Raw genomic sequence first — 15,097 nt, 5'->3', positions numbered from 1 at the left:
TGTTGCAAAGTTGTGTGTACTTAAACTAGAAGATGTAAACTAAGACTTGCGAAGCCTGATAACTTGGTGTCTTACTGCGGCGCGGCTGGTAAGTGCCGCAGAACGGCTGTTCGCGCTCTGCGCAGTTCACGCCGTACGAACGAATTCTACGGTCTTGGAAGGTGGGTCGGACGGTGAAGCGGCGCGACGGCGAGGCGAACACAGCGCATCCGGAGCAGGACGCAGACGCCTCCGGCGAGAAGGAAACGGCCAGTCCGCCGATGCCGAAGCAGACCACGGATGTCGATCGTCTGGTCGGTGTCCGGATAACGGCTCTGCGGAAAGCGCGGGGCATGAGCCAGACCGCCCTGGGCAACGCAGTGGGCGTGACCTTCCAGCAAGTGCAGAAATACGAGAAGGGGCAGAACCGGGTCGGTGCCGGGCGGCTCCGCGAGATCGCACGCCTGCTCGACGTCCCGGTCTCGGCCTTCTTCGAGGAGAGCGAGCCGCGCGCCAACGCGCAGGAAGACGTGTTCGGTTTTCTGAGTGGTCAGGGCGCCATCGAATTGCTGCGGGCCTATGCGCAGATCGACGACGAGCAGATGCGCCGCGATGTCCTGGCGCTGGTTCGCAGCGCTGCGCGACTCGCGCAGGTTCGCGAGACCGCACCGCCGCGTGATCCAGCCTAAACGGCTGACTGGACTACGATCTTCGGCGGCGAGGAAGACTCACTCCGAATCTCCGGCGACGAAGTGGAAGAAGCTCCCGCTCACGGGGCCGATCCGATGCCCCGCGAATCCGAGATCGGATCCCTCTGCGTCGGTGACACGGGCCAGGGCGTCCGGTTCCGCAGCGGCCGGCGAGAGCTCGCTGGCATAGTGGAATTCATGGCCGATCAGGCGTGCGCCGCGCTGGCCGAGCAGGCTATCCCCGCACAGATGCGCCACCCGGTAGCCGAGATGCAGCTTGCGGCGCCGGTACGAGGTGTCCACCGGCAGGAGGCCGGCCATGGTGTGCGTGACGCCTTCGGCATCCTCGAGGGTACGTCCGAGGACCATGTAGCCGCCGCACTCGCCATGGACCGGGCGGCTGAGCGCGAAGGCGCGCAGTCCATCCAGGAACCGGCTGGCGCTCGCGAGTCGGCCGGCATGCAACTCAGGGTAGCCGCCCGGTAGCCAGCAGACGTCACATGCGTCCGGCGGTGGCTCGTCCGCGAGCGGCGAGAACGGGACCAGTTCCGCCCCCGCCATGCGCCAACCGGCTTCAAGATGCGGGTAGAGGAAGCTGAACGCCGCATCCCGGGCCACCGCGATCCGCTGGCCCGGCGGCGGGGGCAGGGCGCCCCCGGTTTCCGGTACATCGCCGCCGGCCGCCGCGACGATGGCGTCGAGGTCGATGCCCGCCACCGCGAGTTCGGCGAGCCGGTCGAGGCGCGCCTGGAGATCGGCGGTCTCGCCGGCCTGAACGAGGCCGAGATGCCGCTCGGGCAGGACGAGTTGCGCGTCGCGCATGAGTGCGCCGAGCACCGGGAGTCCGGCGCGTTCCATGCCGGCCTCGACGAGCCGGCGATGGCGGGCACTCGCGACCTTGTTCAGGATCACCCCGGCGATCGTGACCCGCGGGTCGTAGAGCCGGCAGCCCAGGGCGACCGCGGCGGCCGATTGGGCCGCCCCGGAGACATCCACCACCAACACCACGGGCCAGCCGTAGCGGGCGGCGATATCGGCATTGGCGCCGGTCCGGTTTTCAGCCGCACGGACCCCGTCGAACAGGCCCATGGATCCTTCGGCGATTACGATGTCGGCATCCGTGACCGTGTCGCGGGCCAGGGCGTCGAGCAGGGGCGGCGCCATGGCGAAGCTGTCGAGATTGAAGCTCGGTCGCCCCGTGGCCGCCTGATGGAAGGCCGGATCGATGTAGTCAGGGCCGCATTTGGCGGCGCGCACCCGCAAGCCCCGCTGGGACAGGGCCCGCATCAGCGCGAGGGTCACGGTCGTCTTGCCGGAACTCGATCGTGGCGCCGCGATGAGGAGGCCGCGGGCGCTCATGTCCGCCCTCCGACCGTGCCGCCGGGCCGGTAGCGCCGGTCGTAATCGGTGGCGTAGAGCGCGCTCTCGCGGAAATGCTCGGCGGCGAGCGCCGGCCCGACGAGGATCAGCGCCGTGCGTTCGAGGCCGGCTTGCGCCACCAGGGCCGGCAGGGTGGCGAGATCGGCCGTCAACACCCGCTCGTCCGGCCAGGAGGCGCGAAACACCGCCGCGGCCGGGCAGGACGGCCCGTAGAACGGGATCAACTCGGACGCCACCCGCTCGACCACGTGGATCGAGAGGTGGATCGCCAATGTGGCCCCGGTCGCCGCGAAGGCCGCCAGGGTCTCGCGCTCGGGCATGGCGCTCGCCCGGCCGGACGTGCGGGTCAGGACCACTGATTGCGCCAGCCCGGGCACGGTCAGCTCCCGCCGCAGCACGGCCGCCGCCGCCGCGAAGGCCGGGACGCCGGGCGTCACCGTGTAGGGGATGCTGAGCCCGTCGAGCCGGCGCATCTGCTCGGCCAGCGCACTCCAGATCGACAGGTCGCCCGAATGCAGTCGCGCCACGTCGTGGCCGTCTGCATGGGCCGCGGCGATCTCCGCCATGATGGCGTCGAGGTCGAGGGGCGCGGTGTCGACGATCCGGGCGCCAGCCGGGCACCATCCGAGGATCTCGGGCGCCACCAGGGAGCCTGCGTAGAGGCAGACCGGGCAGGACGCGACGCGGTCGCGACCCCGGACCGTGATGAGGTCGGCCGCGCCTGGGCCGGCGCCGATGAAGTGGACGGTCATGCTGTGGGCATCGTGGTCTGGCCGACGGCGAGCGCGCAGGTGGCGCCGCCGCTTGCGATCCGGGGAAGGGCGAGGCGGCTGCCCGGTCCGGCCACCGCGAGGGCGGCGGCCTCGGCGACGGAACCGACGCCGCGCAGGCGCTCGATCCGCGCCGAGCGGGTGACGAGTTCGGCGTCGCGGGCCGCCAGCGCGTCCGCGGCGACCGGGCGCGGCGACAGGCCGAACTGCGCCGCCGCGCCGGCAATCGCCGGCTCGACCGCCCGGTCGGCCACGGTCGCGATGGCCGTCAGGTCGCCCCGTCCGACGCCGATCTGGCCGAGCGCCTGGGTGATCAGCGCCGCGATCTCGTCGGCTCCTGTGCCGCGCCGAAAGCCGATCCCGGCAACGAGGCGTTCGGTCATGGCTTGGTCCAGGCCCATTGGGTCACCGGCATGGCCGGCCGCCAGCCGTGCATTCCACCCACGGGACTGGCCCGGTCGACGGAGAAGCGCCGCAGGCTGCCGCCCTGGGCCGCGAAGGCCGCGAGCAAGGCCGCTTCGCCTTCCAGCGTCACCGCGTTGGCGACGCAGCGTCCGCCCGGCCTGAGGGCCGCCAGGGCCGCCGGCAGGACGCCGGGCTCCGACACGCCGCCGCCGATGAAGATCGCATCCGGCTCGGGTAGCCCGACCAGCGCATCCGGCGCGGCACCGGTAACCACGGTGAGGTCCGGCGTGCCAAGGGTCTCGGAATTCCGCCGGATCCGCGCGGCCCGATCCGGCTGGGCCTCAATGGCGGTGGCGTGCAGGCTCGGATGGCGCAGCATCCATTCGATCGCGATCGAGCCGGCGCCAGCCCCGATATCCCATAGGTGCAGTCCCGGATGGGGCCGCAGAGCCGCGAGCGTCAGCGCCCGGACCTCGGCCTTGGTGAGTTGCCCATCATTCTCGAACAGCGTGTCGTCGAGGCCGGGCGCGAGGGGCAGCGCGCGGCCGTCACCCGCCACGGTGATCGCGACGGTGTTGAGCGGATCGATGGCGCCGATATCGAAGCCCTCGGCGCGCGCCGCTTGGATCCGCTCGCGCGGGCCGCCCATCGCCTCCAGCACCGTCAGGGTGGACGCGCCGAAACCGCGCTCGGTCAGCAAAACCGCCAGAGCCGCCGGTGTCGAGCCGTCCCACGACAGGACAAGCAGCCGGGCCCCCGGCTGGAGATGCGGCACGATCCGGGCCAGCGCGCGACCGTGGAGGGTGACGAGGCCGCATTCGGCCAGCGGCCAGCCGAGGCGCGCGCAGGCAAGGCTGAACGCCGAGGGTTGCGGGAAGGTGCGGATCTCGGCTGGTGGGATCAGCCGGGCGATCTCGGCGCCGATGCCGTAATGGAAGGGATCGCCGGTCGCGAGGATGCAGGTGGGCTCGCCCCGTCGGGCGAGGATGTCCGGATAGGCTTCGTGGATCGGGCTCGGCCAGGGACGCGTCTCGGCCGCCAGGGGGCCGGCCAGCGCAAAATGGCGGCGGCCGCCGTAGACAACGCGAGCGGCATCGAGCGCAGCCGCCGCTGCGGGCGCGAGGCCGGACCGCCCGTCCTCGCCGATACCGACGATCGACAGCCAGCAACCGGCCGCGGACCGGCTCGACAGGGCTTCACCGCTCATGGACAAGGCGCCCATGACGGAGGGTGTGATGCGGATCCTGATCCTCGGCGGGACCGGGGAGGCGAGCGGCCTGGTGCGCGCGCTGGCCGGGCGGGACGACCTGTCCGTGGTGCTCTCGCTGGCCGGCCGGACCGCCGCTCCGAAGCCAGAGCCCGTCCCGACGCGGAGCGGCGGGTTCGGGGGCGCCGAGGGCCTCGCGCGCTACCTGCGGTCGGAAAGAATCGACCGCCTGATCGATGCGACACACCCCTTCGCCGCCCGGATCTCGGCCAACGCCGCCCGCGCGGCTGCCCTGGCGGGCGTCCCGTTGCTGGCGATCCGCCGTCCGGCCTGGAAGTTGGCACCCGGCGATCGCTGGATTGAGGTCGAGAATGTGCCGGCCGCCGCTGCGGCGCTTGGCGTCGAGCCCCGGCGCGTATTCCTGACGGTCGGCCGACAGGAGGCCGGCGCCTTTGCGGCGACCCCGCAGCACGCCTACTGGGTGCGCACGGTCGAGCCCCTCGGCGACGCGCTGCCGGTGCCCCGTCTCACGGCGATCGAGGCCCGCGGCCCCTTCGACCCGGATTCGGAGGCCGCGCTGATGCGGGCGGCCGGCATCGAGATCCTGGTCAGCAAGAATTCCGGTGGGGGGGCGACCTACGGCAAGATCGCAGCGGCGCGCGCCCTTGCGATCCCCGTGGTCATGGTCCGCAGGCCGGACAAGCCCGATGTCACGAGCGTGGCAGACGTCGCCGGAGCGCTCCGCTGGCTGGGCATCGACGCTCACGCCGCCTCGACCTTGCGCGAGGTGTAGACGAAGGGCGGACGGCCGGTCCGCGGGATCAGCCGCGTGGTCGAGGCGCCGAGGATCACCATCGTCGCCATGTCGGCCGGTGCCTCCGGCGCGTCGGCCAGCGTCGTCACCCGGATCGCCTCGTCGGGCCGGCTGATCGCGCGGGCGAACATTACGGGCGTCCCGGGCGCGCGGATACCGGCGGCGATCTCCAGGGCGGCGCCGAGCTGCCAGGGCCGGGCGGTCGAGATCGGGTTGTAGAGGGCCACGACCAGATCGGCACGCAGCACCGCGTCCAGCCGCGCCGTCACCACCGGCCAGGGCTTCAAGTTATCCGAAAGCGACAGGGCGCAGAAATCGCCGCCGAGTGGCGCGCCGAGCCGGGCCGCGGCTGCCAGCATCGCGGTGATCCCGGGCTCGACCGTGATGGCCAAGTCGCGCCATCCGGGCTCGCCGTGCTCCACCGCCTCGAACACCGCCGCCGCCATGGCGAAGACGCCGGGATCGCCACCGGAGACGACCGCGACCCGCCGTCCGGCGGCCGCGAGCTCCAGCGCGTGGCGCGCCCGGTCGACCTCGACACGGTTGTCGCTGGCATGCCGCGTCAGGCCCGGCCGCTCGGGGATGCGGGCAACGTACGGGTAGTAGCCGATAAGGTCTTCGGCCGCGTCCAGCGCCCGGCGGGCGGATTCGGTCAGCAGGCTCTCGTCGCCCGGGCCGAGACCGATGACCGTCAGTGTTCCGCCTGCACCCGGATTCAACGCGCGTCCGCCTCTGAGGTCAGCAATCGTGCAGAAAATCCCTGCACACCCAGCCGTTTAATGGCCGCCCTGTCGAATGACACGAAGGTCTCGCCGCCGAGGCGACGCCCTTCGAACGCGATGACACCGTCCGCGAAATCACCGCCTGCTTCCAACATCGTCAAGCCGGCTTCGATGGCTGGCCGGTCGGCCACGACGGTGCGGGTCGCGATCAAGTTTCGGATCGCCGCGGTGATCTCCCCGCGGGGCATGCCGTATCGGCTCCGGAGCACCCAAACCAATTCGCAAAGGGCTTTAACACTGATCGCGACCGGGGCGGCACATTCCAGTGCTTGAAAGGCCGCCAGCCCCTGGACAGGGTCGTCATTGACGATCAGTCGCACCAAGACATTGGTGTCGGGCGTGACCCTCACGACCTGACGAGTCCGGAAGTTCCGGCTTCTGCTCCTGCTTCCGCTATAGCGTCGCCAATCTCATCGATCGAGCAACGGGCACCATTACCTTCGCCTGAAAGTATTCCGTACACCTGACGCCAGGAGTGCTCAGGCTGGTCGGCCATCAGTTCCGCCCGACCGTCGGGCAGGAGTTCGAGCCTGATCCTGCCGCCCGGCTGAATACCGAGATGCTTGAGGATATCTTCTTGGAGCGTCACACGGCCCCGGGCCGTCGCCGTCAACGTCGTCATGAGCCGTCCCCGTCAGCCCAACGTAATGGGGCGGAGCGTGACCAACAAGCATCCGGCGCATCGGTCACGGCCGACGCCCCTCGCCGGGGAGCAGCACCATCGAGAAGTACGGGGCAGCATCGTCAGCCTTGTCGGCCAGCATGACGACGCGCTCGCCCGCCATCGTGCCGCGCTCGACATAAACTGCACGCGCAAGGAGCCCGGCTTCGGCCAAAGCCGCACGCACCTTGGGCAGGTGGCGGCCGAGCTTCATCACCACGGCGGCGTCGGTGCCGCGCAGCCGCTCCGTGAGGATATCGAGCGACAGGGTCGCGGGCAAAACGGTCAGGACGTCGTCGCCCCAGGTGATCGGCGTCCCGGCCCGGGTCCAGCAGCCCGACATGCCGGTGACGCCCGGAATCACCTCGACGGGGAAGCGGTCCTTCAGGCGGCGCCACAGGTGCATGAACGAGCCGTAGAAGAACGGATCGCCCTCCGAGAGGATCGCCACGTCGCGCCCGGCGCCGAGATGATCGGCGAGCCGTCCCGCTGCGTCGTCGTAGAAGCCGGCGAGCGCCGCCACGTAGTCCGGGTGCTCGGGATGGATCTCGGTGGTGTAGGGATAGGCGAGCGCCAGTTCGCGGTCCGGATCGCGCAGGATCGCATCCGCAATCGTGCGGGCGTTGCCGCGCTTGCCCCGCTTGCAGAAGTGGACGAGCACCGGCGCCCGCATCAGGATGCGCTGCGCCTTGACGGTCAGCAGGTCGGGATCGCCCGGACCCATCCCGACCCCGTAGAGCGTGCCGGTCACCGCGGCAGCCGGCAGCGCCTCCGCGGGCTCGTCGAGCCGTTCGAACCCGTCCATCACTCGGCCTCGCTGGCGAGCGCGTTCACGGCGGCGGCCGTCATGGCGCTGCCGCCGCGCCGACCGTGGACGACCACGAACGGCACCCGGCCGTCCCGGGCCAGAGCGTCCTTCGATTCCGCGGCGCCGACGAAACCCACCGGGATGCCGATCACCGCGGCCGGCGGCGCCACACCCGCGTCGAGCAGTTCCAGCAGGCGGAACAGGGCGGTCGGCGCGTTCCCCACCGCCACCACGCTGCCCGGAAGGTGCTCGCGCCACAACTCCATGGCGGCGGCCGAGCGGGTGGTGCCGAGGTCCCGCGCGAGATCCAGCACGCGGGGATCGCCGAGCGTGCAGATCACCGGGTTGCCGGCCGGCAGGCGCGCCCGGGTGACGCCGTCGGCGACCATGCGAACGTCGCACAGGATCGGTGCCCCGGCTTGCAGCGCTGCGACACCGGCCTCGGCGAAATCGTCCGACATCTCCACATCGGCCGGGAGGTCGGTCATGCCGCAGGCGTGGATCATGCGCACCACGACGCGCTCGGCGGCCCCGGTCCAGCGGGCGAGATCGGCCTCGGCGCGGATCATCGCGAAGGAGCGCGCGTAGATGGCGCTGCCGTCGCGGATATAGTCGTAGCGGGAGGCGGGCTCTTGGCGGGAGGCAGGCTCCTGGGCCACCGGTTCCGACCCCGCCTGGCGCAGGGCATTCTGGCTCGCGCTCATGCCGGTCTTCCATCCCTCCCAGTGTTCGGCCGAGCCATATTGGGCGCGAACGCCGCGGCAAGGCCGACAGTCTTGGCCCTTCCTAACCGGTCCAGTACGGCCTCGATAGGGAGGTGTAGAGTCGGCTCATCGCCGGGTGCGCCGCCGATGACGATGCCATAGCGACCCTGTGTGCCCACCAGGGTCAGGTCGGCAGGGCCCGGCCGCGCGCAGCCCTTGGCGCAGCCGGAGACGTGCGCGGTCCATCCCTGTTGCGCGAGTGGGCGGAACATCTCGGCGACGCACGCCGCATCGGCCAGCGTCGGCGTCGAGCCGGAGGCGCAACCCGGGGCGCCCGTACAGGCATCGACACTGCGCCGGGGATCGTCGGGTGCGACGATGAACTCGGAGGCGAGCTCCGCCATGATTGCGGCCGCCGGTGCGTTGGCTGGAGCGAGCAGGACGAAGCCGCGCGCTGGCGAGAGACGGATCGCGTCCGCGCCGATGGTTTGCGCGGCGCTCACGACACGATCGAGAGAATCCGCCGTGCAGCGGCCAAAGGGCGCATCCAGAGCGAGGATCTGAAGATCGGGTCGGGTTCGGAGACCGGCGGCGGGCGCGAAGGGCACGACGCCCCGTCCTCGTGAAGGACAGGGCGACCCTGCCAACCCGGACGCGCGAAGGGTCGTGGCGAGCCTTGCACGTTCGTCATCCGAAAGATCGCGCATCCGACGCCGGCCGGTGCGCGCGAAGGCATTGAGCAGCGCGGTCAGGATCGCGGGTGCATTTTCGAGCACGCAGGTGAGAACGGTCTGCCAATCCGCGGCGGCAGCGATCGCGATCTCGACCCGCGCCCTATCGCGGGCGACGACGATACAATCGGCGTCCGGCAGGGTCGCATCCGGGCGCCCCTCGACCACGACCAGCGTCTTGGCCGGCAGCTCGGGAATGTTGAGCGCAGCCGCCTCGATCGCCCGGGCGAGCGCCGGCACGTCGATCAGCTCCGCAAGATCGTATCCAGCGAGGGGCTGGGAAAGCGTCAGGCGCTGCGGGCCGCCATCGGCGCGCCGGTCGCCGAGGCCGGCTTCGGTGAGCAGCCGGGCGAGCGGCGCGCGCGTCGTTTCGGTGACGCCGCGGATCTGAAGGTTGGCCCGGGCGGTGATGTCGAGATGGCCATTGCCGAAAAGCCGTGCGCCCTGCGCCACCGCGCGGGCTTGGTCCAGCGAGAGCATCCCCAGCGGCGGGTGGACCCGCGCCAGCAGCCCGTCACCCGTGGGCATCGGGCGGGCGAGTCCGGGGCACCAGCCCCTGCGGCCCGGTGCCTCGGGAAGAGCGCGGCGATGCGCGGGCGCGTTCACTCCGCGGCCTCGCACAGCAGCGCGTCGGCCGGCAGGGCGTTGCGCCGGCTGTGCCAGAGGCCGCGGTCACGGGCCTCGTCGAAGCGCTCCAGGATCGCCCGGGTCGCCGCCGGGTTGGCGTCGCGCAGCTGCTCGAACACCTCCGCGTTTGCGATCCAGGCGGCGTACAACCGGTCGAACCCGGCATCGCTGACGGCGTCGCTCGAAGCGGCGAGCACGAACACCGCGTCGAGCCCTTGCGCCAGTTCCTGCGCCCCCCTGTAGCCGTGGCGCAGCTGCGCCGCGATCCAGCGGGGATCGGCGAGGCGACCGCCGATCAGGCGCGCGGCATCCTCCCGAGCGGTGCGGGCCTTCGGGCGCTCCGGCACCGACACGTCGAGACTGTACAGCGCCGGGCGTGCATCCTGCAGCGCCGCCGCGGCCGCGAAGCCGCCCATGGCGTCGACCGCCGCATCGCCGTCGAACAGGTCGCGCTCGGCCGCGTCGAAGGCGTGCAGGTAGGCGTCGGCCGCTGCGACCCGCGCGGTGAAATCCGCGTCCGGCCCCTCGCGGTCGCCGTAGGCATGGGAGCTGGCCGCCAGATAGGCGCGGCCGAGATCGGCGCGAGTGTCCCAGGAGCCGTCGAGGGCGGTGGCGGCCGTGCCGGCTCCGTAGCGGCCGGGCGCCGCGCCGTAGACCCGGGCGGCCGTCTCGCCGCGTCTGCGGGCTGCTGCCAGAGGATTCTCGTCATCGGCCTCGTCCCGGTCGGCCACCGACCGGGCGGCGCGGTCGATCAACGCCAGCGTGTCCGGGAACGTGTCGCGGAACGCCCCGGAGATCCGCACCGTCACGTCGATGCGCGGCCGGTCGAGCATGGCCAACGGCAGCACCTCGAAGCCTGTGACGCGGGTGCTGGCATGGTCCCAGACGGGCCGGACACCCATCAGGGCGAGCGCGTGCGCCACATCCTCGCCGCCGGTGCGCAGGGTCGGCGAGGCCCAGAGATCCATCACGATCCGGGCCGGATAGGCCCCTTCGTCCTGAAGGTAGCGCGTCACCACCGCCTCGGCGCCCTTCGCCCCCAGGAGCGCGGCGGCGCGGCTCGGAATCGCGCGCGGATCCAGCGTGGCGAGGTTTCGCCCGGTGGGGAGCACGTCCGCGCGCCCGCGGGACGGGGAGCCGGACGGGCCCGGCTGGACGAACCGGCCGTCCAGGGCGGCGAGGAGTCCCGCCCGTTCGGCTGCCGCGCTCGTCACGACCGGGGCGAGGGCGTCGTCAGGGGCGCGGCCGAAGACGTGCAGCCCATCGCGGAAGCTCGTCTCGCCGAGATCGCACAGATGGGCGTCGAGCCGCGTCAGCGCCTCGTCCATCGGCGTGTCGGGGCCGATCCCGGCGCCGTCGAGCAGCCCGGCGCCCCCGGCCTCCTCCAGGATGGCGCTGGCGATCAGGGTCGCCCGGCGGGGATCGAGGACGCTGGCGGCGCTGTATTCTTCGACGAGCTCACGCAGCCGGGCCGCCTCGGGAGAAAGGTCGTGGCTGGCGACTTCGGGTGTCAGATGACCGAGTGCGACGCCGCCGAGCCGGCGCTTGAGCGGAGCGGCCTCACCGGGATCGTCCACGATGAACGGGTAGATCACCGGCAGGGCACCGACACAGAGCGCCGGGAAGCATTCCGGAGACAAGGCCACGGCCTTGCCGGGCAGCCATTCGGTCGTGCCGTGGGTGCCGAGCTGGACCAGCACGTCGAAGCGCTGCCGCAGGCCGAGGTGGAAGGCGAGGTAGGCGTGAGTCGGGACACGCTCGGGATCGTGGTAGCCGGCCTTGCGATCGGGATCGCGCCCGCGATCCGGCTGCAGAAACACTGTGAGGCCGCCGCTCTGCGGATCCGCGGCTCGGCGGGCATCCGCCATCCGGAACCGGAACGCGCCCTCCGTGCAGGCGGCATCGGTCTCGGGCTCGCCCCAGGCCTGGGTGATCGTGCCGCGGGTCGCGGCGGGCAGGCCGTCGAGCCACGCCCGGTAGGCGATCAGCGGCACACAGAAGTCCGCCGGCCCCTCGGTCAGCGTCGTCATCAGCGCGCCGGCTTCGGGCAAGGTACACCCGGCATAGCCGGAGGCGGCGAGGTCCGTGGCGATGGCCCGGGCGCTCTCCGGCGTATCCAGGCCGACCGCGAAACCGGCCCGGCCGCCCCGCGCCGGATAATCGGACAGGACCATCGCGATGCGCCGCGCGTCCCGAGGCCGGGCGGCGAGCCGCAGCCAGCCGGCGGCCCGGTCGGCGAGCGCCGCGATTCCGGGTGCGTAGGGCACGGCCCGGCGCTCGGCGAAGCCTTCGATCTCGGCCGCTTCTTCCTTGAACGAGATCGGGAAGCCCGAGAGCCGGCCGTCGAATTCCGGAAGCGCCACCTGCATGGCGAGATCAGCCGCACCGAGCCCCCGGGCCGAGGCCTCCCAGGCCGCCTGCGGCGACCCGACCGTGAAGGCCTGCAGCACCGGACAATCGGCGCCGTCGAGGACGAAGTCGGTCCCGTCCTCGCGCGCCGAGAAGGCGGTTGCCGCAATGACGAGATCGGGCCGGCGCGCCCGCACGGCCGCCGCGACTGCGGTTGCGGCCACGGGTTCCTTCAGGCTCGACACGGCCATCGGCAGCACGCCGATCCCGCGGGCGCGCAGGGCCGCAATCAGCGTGACGAACGGCGCGGTGTCACCGCCGAGGACGGCTGAGCGGTAGACGAGGAGCAGGGCGAGGGGTTCTGCCCGTGCGTCCGCGAGCGGGATCGCGGTTTCCGCCGCCGCCACGGCCTGAGCGAGGGGCGGCGTCGTACAGCCCGGGCACCACGCGAAGCCCCGGGGCAATGGTTGGGGCGGCTCGACCGGAAGGTCCGCGCCGATCCGGCTCGCGAGGAGCCGCAACATCTGGCGCAGGTTCTCGGGGCCGCCAGCGCGGAAATAGGCGTCAAGCCGGTCCGCCAGCGCAGGATCGGTCGAGGAGGCGGCAAGCCGGGGGTCGGGCCGGTCGTCGCCCGGCAGCACCGCCAGCACCACCCCATGCGCCCGCGCCGCCTCGGCGCAGCGCTCGACCCCGTAGCGCCAGTAATCGAGCCCCCCGAGGCAGCGGATCACCACGATCTTGGCGCGCGCCACGATGCGCTCCACGTAGAAATCGACCGAGAGCGGGTGCCGCAGCTTGGCCATCTTGGCGAGGCGCAGGCTCGGGAGGCCCGGCTCCACGGCATACGCCCGCGCGATCCCGGCGAGGTCGCTGTCGGTGAAGGACAGCACGACGAGATCGCCGGGCTCCTGCCCGAGATCCAACGCCGCCTCGCCCTCGTCGAGGGAGACGGCATCGATGCGCACGAGATGCATCGCCCGCGTCCCTAGGTGTTGACCGGACGGACGCGCGTGACGGGTCTCATCCCGCGAGCGCCGTCGCGACGGCGTCCCGATCGAAGCCCTTCAGGCCGATCACCACGAGCGCTCCATCGCGCGCCTCGCCCGACCGCCAGGGCCGATCGAAATGGTGGGCAACGCGCCGGCCGACACCCTGCACCACGAGGCGCATCGCCTTGCCCTCGACCTCGGCGAACCCCTTGATCCGCAGCACGCCAGCAGTCTCAGCCGCCTTCTCGACGCGGGTCGCGAGATCGGCCGCCGTCACCGCCGGGCGGATCGGCAGCGCTACGGTCTCGAAGTCGTCGTGATCATGGTCCTCACCCTCGCCGTGGTGGGACGGGCGGGCATCCAGATCCTCTTCGGCCGCCGCGCCGAGGCCCAGCAGAACCCGCGGATCGATGACGCCCTTCTCGGTCTCCACCACCTTCACGGCGCGCGGCAGATGCTCCTCGACCTCGGCCCGGACCCGGGCGCGGGTGTCGGCGTCGATCAGATCGACCTTGTTGAGCACCACGAGGTCGGCGCAGAGGAGCTGGTCCTCGAACACCTCCTCCAGCGGATTGTCGTGATCGACCGATTGGTCGGCGGCCCGCTGGGCGGCCAGCGCCGCGGGATCCTCCGCGAACATACCCGCGGCGACCGCCGGCCCGTCCACCACCGCCACCACGCCGTCCACCGTGACCCGCGAGCGGATCGCCGGCCATTGGAAGGCCTGGACCAGAGGCTTCGGCAGGGCGAGGCCCGAGGTCTCGATCAGGATGTGCTCCGGCGGCTCGGCACGGGCGAGCAGCGTCTCGAGGGCCGGCACGAAATCGTCCGCCACCGTGCAGCAGATGCAGCCGTTCGGCAGCTCGACGATGGAGTCTTCGGTGCAACCCTCGACGCCGCAGGCGGCCAGGAACGACTTGTCGAAGCCGACATCACCGAACTCGTTGACCAGGATCGCGAGGCGCCGGCCCTTCGCGTTCTCGATCACGTGGCGGACCAGCGTCGTCTTGCCGGCGCCGAGGAAGCCCGTGACGATGGTGCAGGGGATCTTGGCGACAATCGTCATTCGGCGGCCTCCAGGGTGCCGGCCGGAATCGGGCGCGGTGCAGGGAAGGGGGGGATCCGGGCGATCACGCCCTTCTTGAATTCGGTCGGTCGCTCGCGCCACGGCACGATGCCGTCGGGCGTCGCGGCGTAGGCGGCGAGCCCGGCGAGAATGATCTCGGCGGAGGCGGCCGGGTCCATGTCGCCGTACACGTAGGTCCAGCGGTCCGCCGCGGCGACCGCCACCGTGCAGGGGCGCTTGCAGACCGACAGGCACTCCACCGGCTCGACGCGCAGATCGACGGCACCCTCGGCCCGAACGCGCAGGGCGTCGAGGAGGCGGGCGCCGGCCCTGGGGCCCTCGGGGTCGTCACCGTCGCGGCGGCACGTCGTGCAGACGTAGAGGACGGTCTCAGCCATGGGCCGTGCCCCGCGCGGTCCCGCGGCCGAACACCAGCCAGGCCCGACTGAACCCGAGGCCCAGCAGCATCCAGAACACGAAGCTGATCGCCAGCGAGCGCGCGGCGAACTGCGCGGCCAGTGCCGCCGGCAGCGCTGACGCCCCTTCCGGCGCCTGCGGCGCGCCGACCGCGTGCGGCGCGATGATCAGGACGACCCCACCCAGGATGGCGATCAGCGATCGGCGCACGGCGATCAGGTAGAGGCCCATGGCGGTGGACGCGGCGGTCATGACCCACCACGCCTGCCGGACGGCCAGCGGTGCTGCCTCACTGCCCGGCAACTCCGGCGGCAGGCCGAGGCCGGGTGCCAGGGCGACGCTGGCGAAACCCGCCACCGCGAAGGCCAGTGCGACCGGCGGCGTCGGCTCCCGCCCGCAGGCGAGCATCACGGCACCGAGCAGGAGCGCGTAGCCGACGGCGCCCACCAGGGTCGCGAGTCCGGTGAAGGCCATGCGCGGCAGACCCGCGCCCGGTTGCCATTCCGGCGCCATGTCCGGCGCGGCATGATCGTGGCCGGCATGAGCGAGAACGATCGGCAGTGTGCGGGCGGCCTGATGACTGGGCTCGGCCTGCTCGTAGCGCTCGGCCGCCACGATCAGCGGCGAGGTCAGCGTGAGTTCGAGGCCCGTCACGACGACGGCCGCGAAGAAGCCGGCGGCCAACGCCGCCGACAGAAGCCGGATGATCATCCCTGCGA

At 71.9% G+C, this 15,097-nt stretch carries 16 protein-coding genes; 2 read left to right on the top strand and 14 right to left on the bottom strand.

Annotation, left to right across the window (positions count from 1 at the left end; genetic code table 11):
• Nucleotides 1-260: 260 nt before the first annotated feature.
• Nucleotides 261-668, top strand: a complete 408-nt coding sequence (locus tag MKK84_RS20130) for a helix-turn-helix domain-containing protein (RefSeq protein WP_243922879.1) — start codon at nt 261-263, stop codon at nt 666-668.
• 39 nt (nt 669-707) lie between these two features.
• On the opposite strand, the gene MKK84_RS20125 is transcribed toward MKK84_RS20130, so the two are convergent.
• Genes MKK84_RS20125 through cbiE form a run of 4 tightly spaced genes read right to left on the bottom strand, consistent with a single transcriptional unit; the run spans nt 708 to nt 4,430 of the window.
• Nucleotides 708-2,027 carry a cobyrinate a,c-diamide synthase gene (locus MKK84_RS20125; RefSeq protein ID WP_243922846.1) on the bottom strand — a complete coding sequence of 440 codons (1,320 nt, stop codon included), beginning with the start codon at nt 2,025-2,027 and terminating at the stop codon, nt 708-710.
• On the bottom strand, nt 2,024-2,800 hold the full coding sequence (cobM, locus tag MKK84_RS20120; protein ID WP_243922845.1) for a precorrin-4 C(11)-methyltransferase: 777 nt from the start codon (nt 2,798-2,800) through the stop codon (nt 2,024-2,026). Before cobM ends, MKK84_RS20125 begins: the two co-directional genes overlap by 4 nt.
• Nucleotides 2,797-3,201, bottom strand: a complete 405-nt coding sequence (locus MKK84_RS20115; RefSeq protein WP_243922844.1) for a cobalamin biosynthesis protein — start codon at nt 3,199-3,201, stop codon at nt 2,797-2,799. The genes cobM and MKK84_RS20115 overlap by 4 nt, the downstream gene beginning before the upstream one ends.
• On the bottom strand, nt 3,198-4,430 hold the full coding sequence (gene cbiE, locus MKK84_RS20110; protein ID WP_243922843.1) for a precorrin-6y C5,15-methyltransferase (decarboxylating) subunit CbiE: 1,233 nt from the start codon (nt 4,428-4,430) through the stop codon (nt 3,198-3,200). Before cbiE ends, MKK84_RS20115 begins: the two co-directional genes overlap by 4 nt.
• A 13-nt stretch (nt 4,431-4,443) precedes the next feature.
• Between cbiE and MKK84_RS20105 the strand changes: the two genes are divergently transcribed.
• The gene (locus MKK84_RS20105; RefSeq protein ID WP_243922842.1) at nt 4,444-5,223 is read left to right on the top strand and encodes a cobalt-precorrin-6A reductase; all 780 of its coding nucleotides are present in this window, start codon (nt 4,444-4,446) and stop codon (nt 5,221-5,223) included.
• On the opposite strand, the gene cobJ is transcribed toward MKK84_RS20105, so the two are convergent.
• The 10 genes from cobJ to MKK84_RS20055 all read right to left on the bottom strand — a co-directional run bounded on the left by cobJ (nt 5,193) and on the right by MKK84_RS20055 (nt 15,089).
• Nucleotides 5,193-5,963 (bottom strand): precorrin-3B C(17)-methyltransferase, encoded by a 771-nt coding sequence (gene cobJ, locus MKK84_RS20100; protein WP_243922841.1) that lies wholly within the window; start codon nt 5,961-5,963, stop codon nt 5,193-5,195. The genes MKK84_RS20105 and cobJ overlap by 31 nt on opposite strands.
• Nucleotides 5,960-6,376, bottom strand: a complete 417-nt coding sequence (locus tag MKK84_RS20095; RefSeq protein ID WP_243922840.1) for a type II toxin-antitoxin system VapC family toxin — start codon at nt 6,374-6,376, stop codon at nt 5,960-5,962. The genes cobJ and MKK84_RS20095 overlap by 4 nt, the downstream gene beginning before the upstream one ends.
• Complete coding sequence (locus tag MKK84_RS20090; RefSeq protein WP_243922839.1) at nt 6,373-6,648, bottom strand: AbrB/MazE/SpoVT family DNA-binding domain-containing protein; 276 nt, start codon at nt 6,646-6,648, stop codon at nt 6,373-6,375. The genes MKK84_RS20095 and MKK84_RS20090 overlap by 4 nt, the downstream gene beginning before the upstream one ends.
• Before the next feature lie 64 nt (nt 6,649-6,712).
• Nucleotides 6,713-7,492 carry a precorrin-2 C(20)-methyltransferase gene (locus tag MKK84_RS20085; protein ID WP_243922838.1) on the bottom strand — a complete coding sequence of 260 codons (780 nt, stop codon included), beginning with the start codon at nt 7,490-7,492 and terminating at the stop codon, nt 6,713-6,715.
• Entirely contained in the window at nt 7,492-8,199 is a 708-nt protein-coding gene (locus MKK84_RS20080) for a precorrin-8X methylmutase (protein ID WP_267356906.1), read from the bottom strand. The genes MKK84_RS20085 and MKK84_RS20080 overlap by 1 nt, the downstream gene beginning before the upstream one ends.
• Nucleotides 8,196-9,458 (bottom strand): precorrin-3B synthase, encoded by a 1,263-nt coding sequence (locus MKK84_RS20075; protein ID WP_243922837.1) that lies wholly within the window; start codon nt 9,456-9,458, stop codon nt 8,196-8,198. The genes MKK84_RS20080 and MKK84_RS20075 overlap by 4 nt, the downstream gene beginning before the upstream one ends.
• Before the next feature lie 74 nt (nt 9,459-9,532).
• Nucleotides 9,533-12,880: a cobaltochelatase subunit CobN gene (gene cobN / locus MKK84_RS20070; protein WP_243922836.1), complete on the bottom strand. Its 3,348-nt coding sequence runs from the start codon at nt 12,878-12,880 to the stop codon at nt 9,533-9,535.
• Nucleotides 12,881-12,926: 46 nt separating this feature from the next.
• The gene (gene cobW, locus MKK84_RS20065; protein ID WP_243922835.1) at nt 12,927-13,961 is read right to left on the bottom strand and encodes a cobalamin biosynthesis protein CobW; all 1,035 of its coding nucleotides are present in this window, start codon (nt 13,959-13,961) and stop codon (nt 12,927-12,929) included.
• Nucleotides 13,958-14,359 carry a DUF1636 family protein gene (locus MKK84_RS20060; RefSeq protein WP_243922834.1) on the bottom strand — a complete coding sequence of 134 codons (402 nt, stop codon included), beginning with the start codon at nt 14,357-14,359 and terminating at the stop codon, nt 13,958-13,960. The genes cobW and MKK84_RS20060 overlap by 4 nt, the downstream gene beginning before the upstream one ends.
• The gene (locus MKK84_RS20055; RefSeq protein WP_243922832.1) at nt 14,352-15,089 is read right to left on the bottom strand and encodes a CbtA family protein; all 738 of its coding nucleotides are present in this window, start codon (nt 15,087-15,089) and stop codon (nt 14,352-14,354) included. The genes MKK84_RS20060 and MKK84_RS20055 overlap by 8 nt, the downstream gene beginning before the upstream one ends.
• Between the last annotated feature and the right edge of the window lie 8 nt (nt 15,090-15,097).

The sequence above is a fragment of the Methylobacterium sp. E-065 genome, from assembly GCF_022829605.1.
Classification (GTDB): domain Bacteria; phylum Pseudomonadota; class Alphaproteobacteria; order Rhizobiales; family Beijerinckiaceae; genus Methylobacterium.
The sequence above is the reverse complement of the archived record's forward strand: the minus strand, read 5'-3'. Positions and strand labels throughout refer to the sequence as shown.

Excerpts from the sequence above, each read along its gene's own strand:
- MKK84_RS20130 (WP_243922879.1), top strand. The coding sequence starts at position 261 with ATGCCGAAGCAGACCACGGATGTCGATCGTCTGGTCGGTGTCCGGATA.
- MKK84_RS20125 (WP_243922846.1), bottom strand. The coding sequence starts at position 2,027 with ATGAGCGCCCGCGGCCTCCTCATCGCGGCGCCACGATCGAGTTCCGGC.
- cobM (WP_243922845.1), bottom strand. The coding sequence starts at position 2,800 with ATGACCGTCCACTTCATCGGCGCCGGCCCAGGCGCGGCCGACCTCATC.
- MKK84_RS20115 (WP_243922844.1), bottom strand. The coding sequence starts at position 3,201 with ATGACCGAACGCCTCGTTGCCGGGATCGGCTTTCGGCGCGGCACAGGA.
- cbiE (WP_243922843.1), bottom strand. The coding sequence starts at position 4,430 with ATGAGCGGTGAAGCCCTGTCGAGCCGGTCCGCGGCCGGTTGCTGGCTG.
- MKK84_RS20105 (WP_243922842.1), top strand. The coding sequence starts at position 4,444 with ATGACGGAGGGTGTGATGCGGATCCTGATCCTCGGCGGGACCGGGGAG.
- MKK84_RS20090 (WP_243922839.1), bottom strand. The coding sequence starts at position 6,648 with ATGACGACGTTGACGGCGACGGCCCGGGGCCGTGTGACGCTCCAAGAA.
- MKK84_RS20085 (WP_243922838.1), bottom strand. The coding sequence starts at position 7,492 with ATGGACGGGTTCGAACGGCTCGACGAGCCCGCGGAGGCGCTGCCGGCT.
- MKK84_RS20080 (WP_267356906.1), bottom strand. The coding sequence starts at position 8,199 with ATGAGCGCGAGCCAGAATGCCCTGCGCCAGGCGGGGTCGGAACCGGTG.
- MKK84_RS20075 (WP_243922837.1), bottom strand. The coding sequence starts at position 9,458 with ATGCCCACGGGTGACGGGCTGCTGGCGCGGGTCCACCCGCCGCTGGGG.
- cobN (WP_243922836.1), bottom strand. The coding sequence starts at position 12,880 with ATGCATCTCGTGCGCATCGATGCCGTCTCCCTCGACGAGGGCGAGGCG.
- cobW (WP_243922835.1), bottom strand. The coding sequence starts at position 13,961 with ATGACGATTGTCGCCAAGATCCCCTGCACCATCGTCACGGGCTTCCTC.
- MKK84_RS20060 (WP_243922834.1), bottom strand. The coding sequence starts at position 14,359 with ATGGCTGAGACCGTCCTCTACGTCTGCACGACGTGCCGCCGCGACGGT.
- MKK84_RS20055 (WP_243922832.1), bottom strand. The coding sequence starts at position 15,089 with ATGATCATCCGGCTTCTGTCGGCGGCGTTGGCCGCCGGCTTCTTCGCG.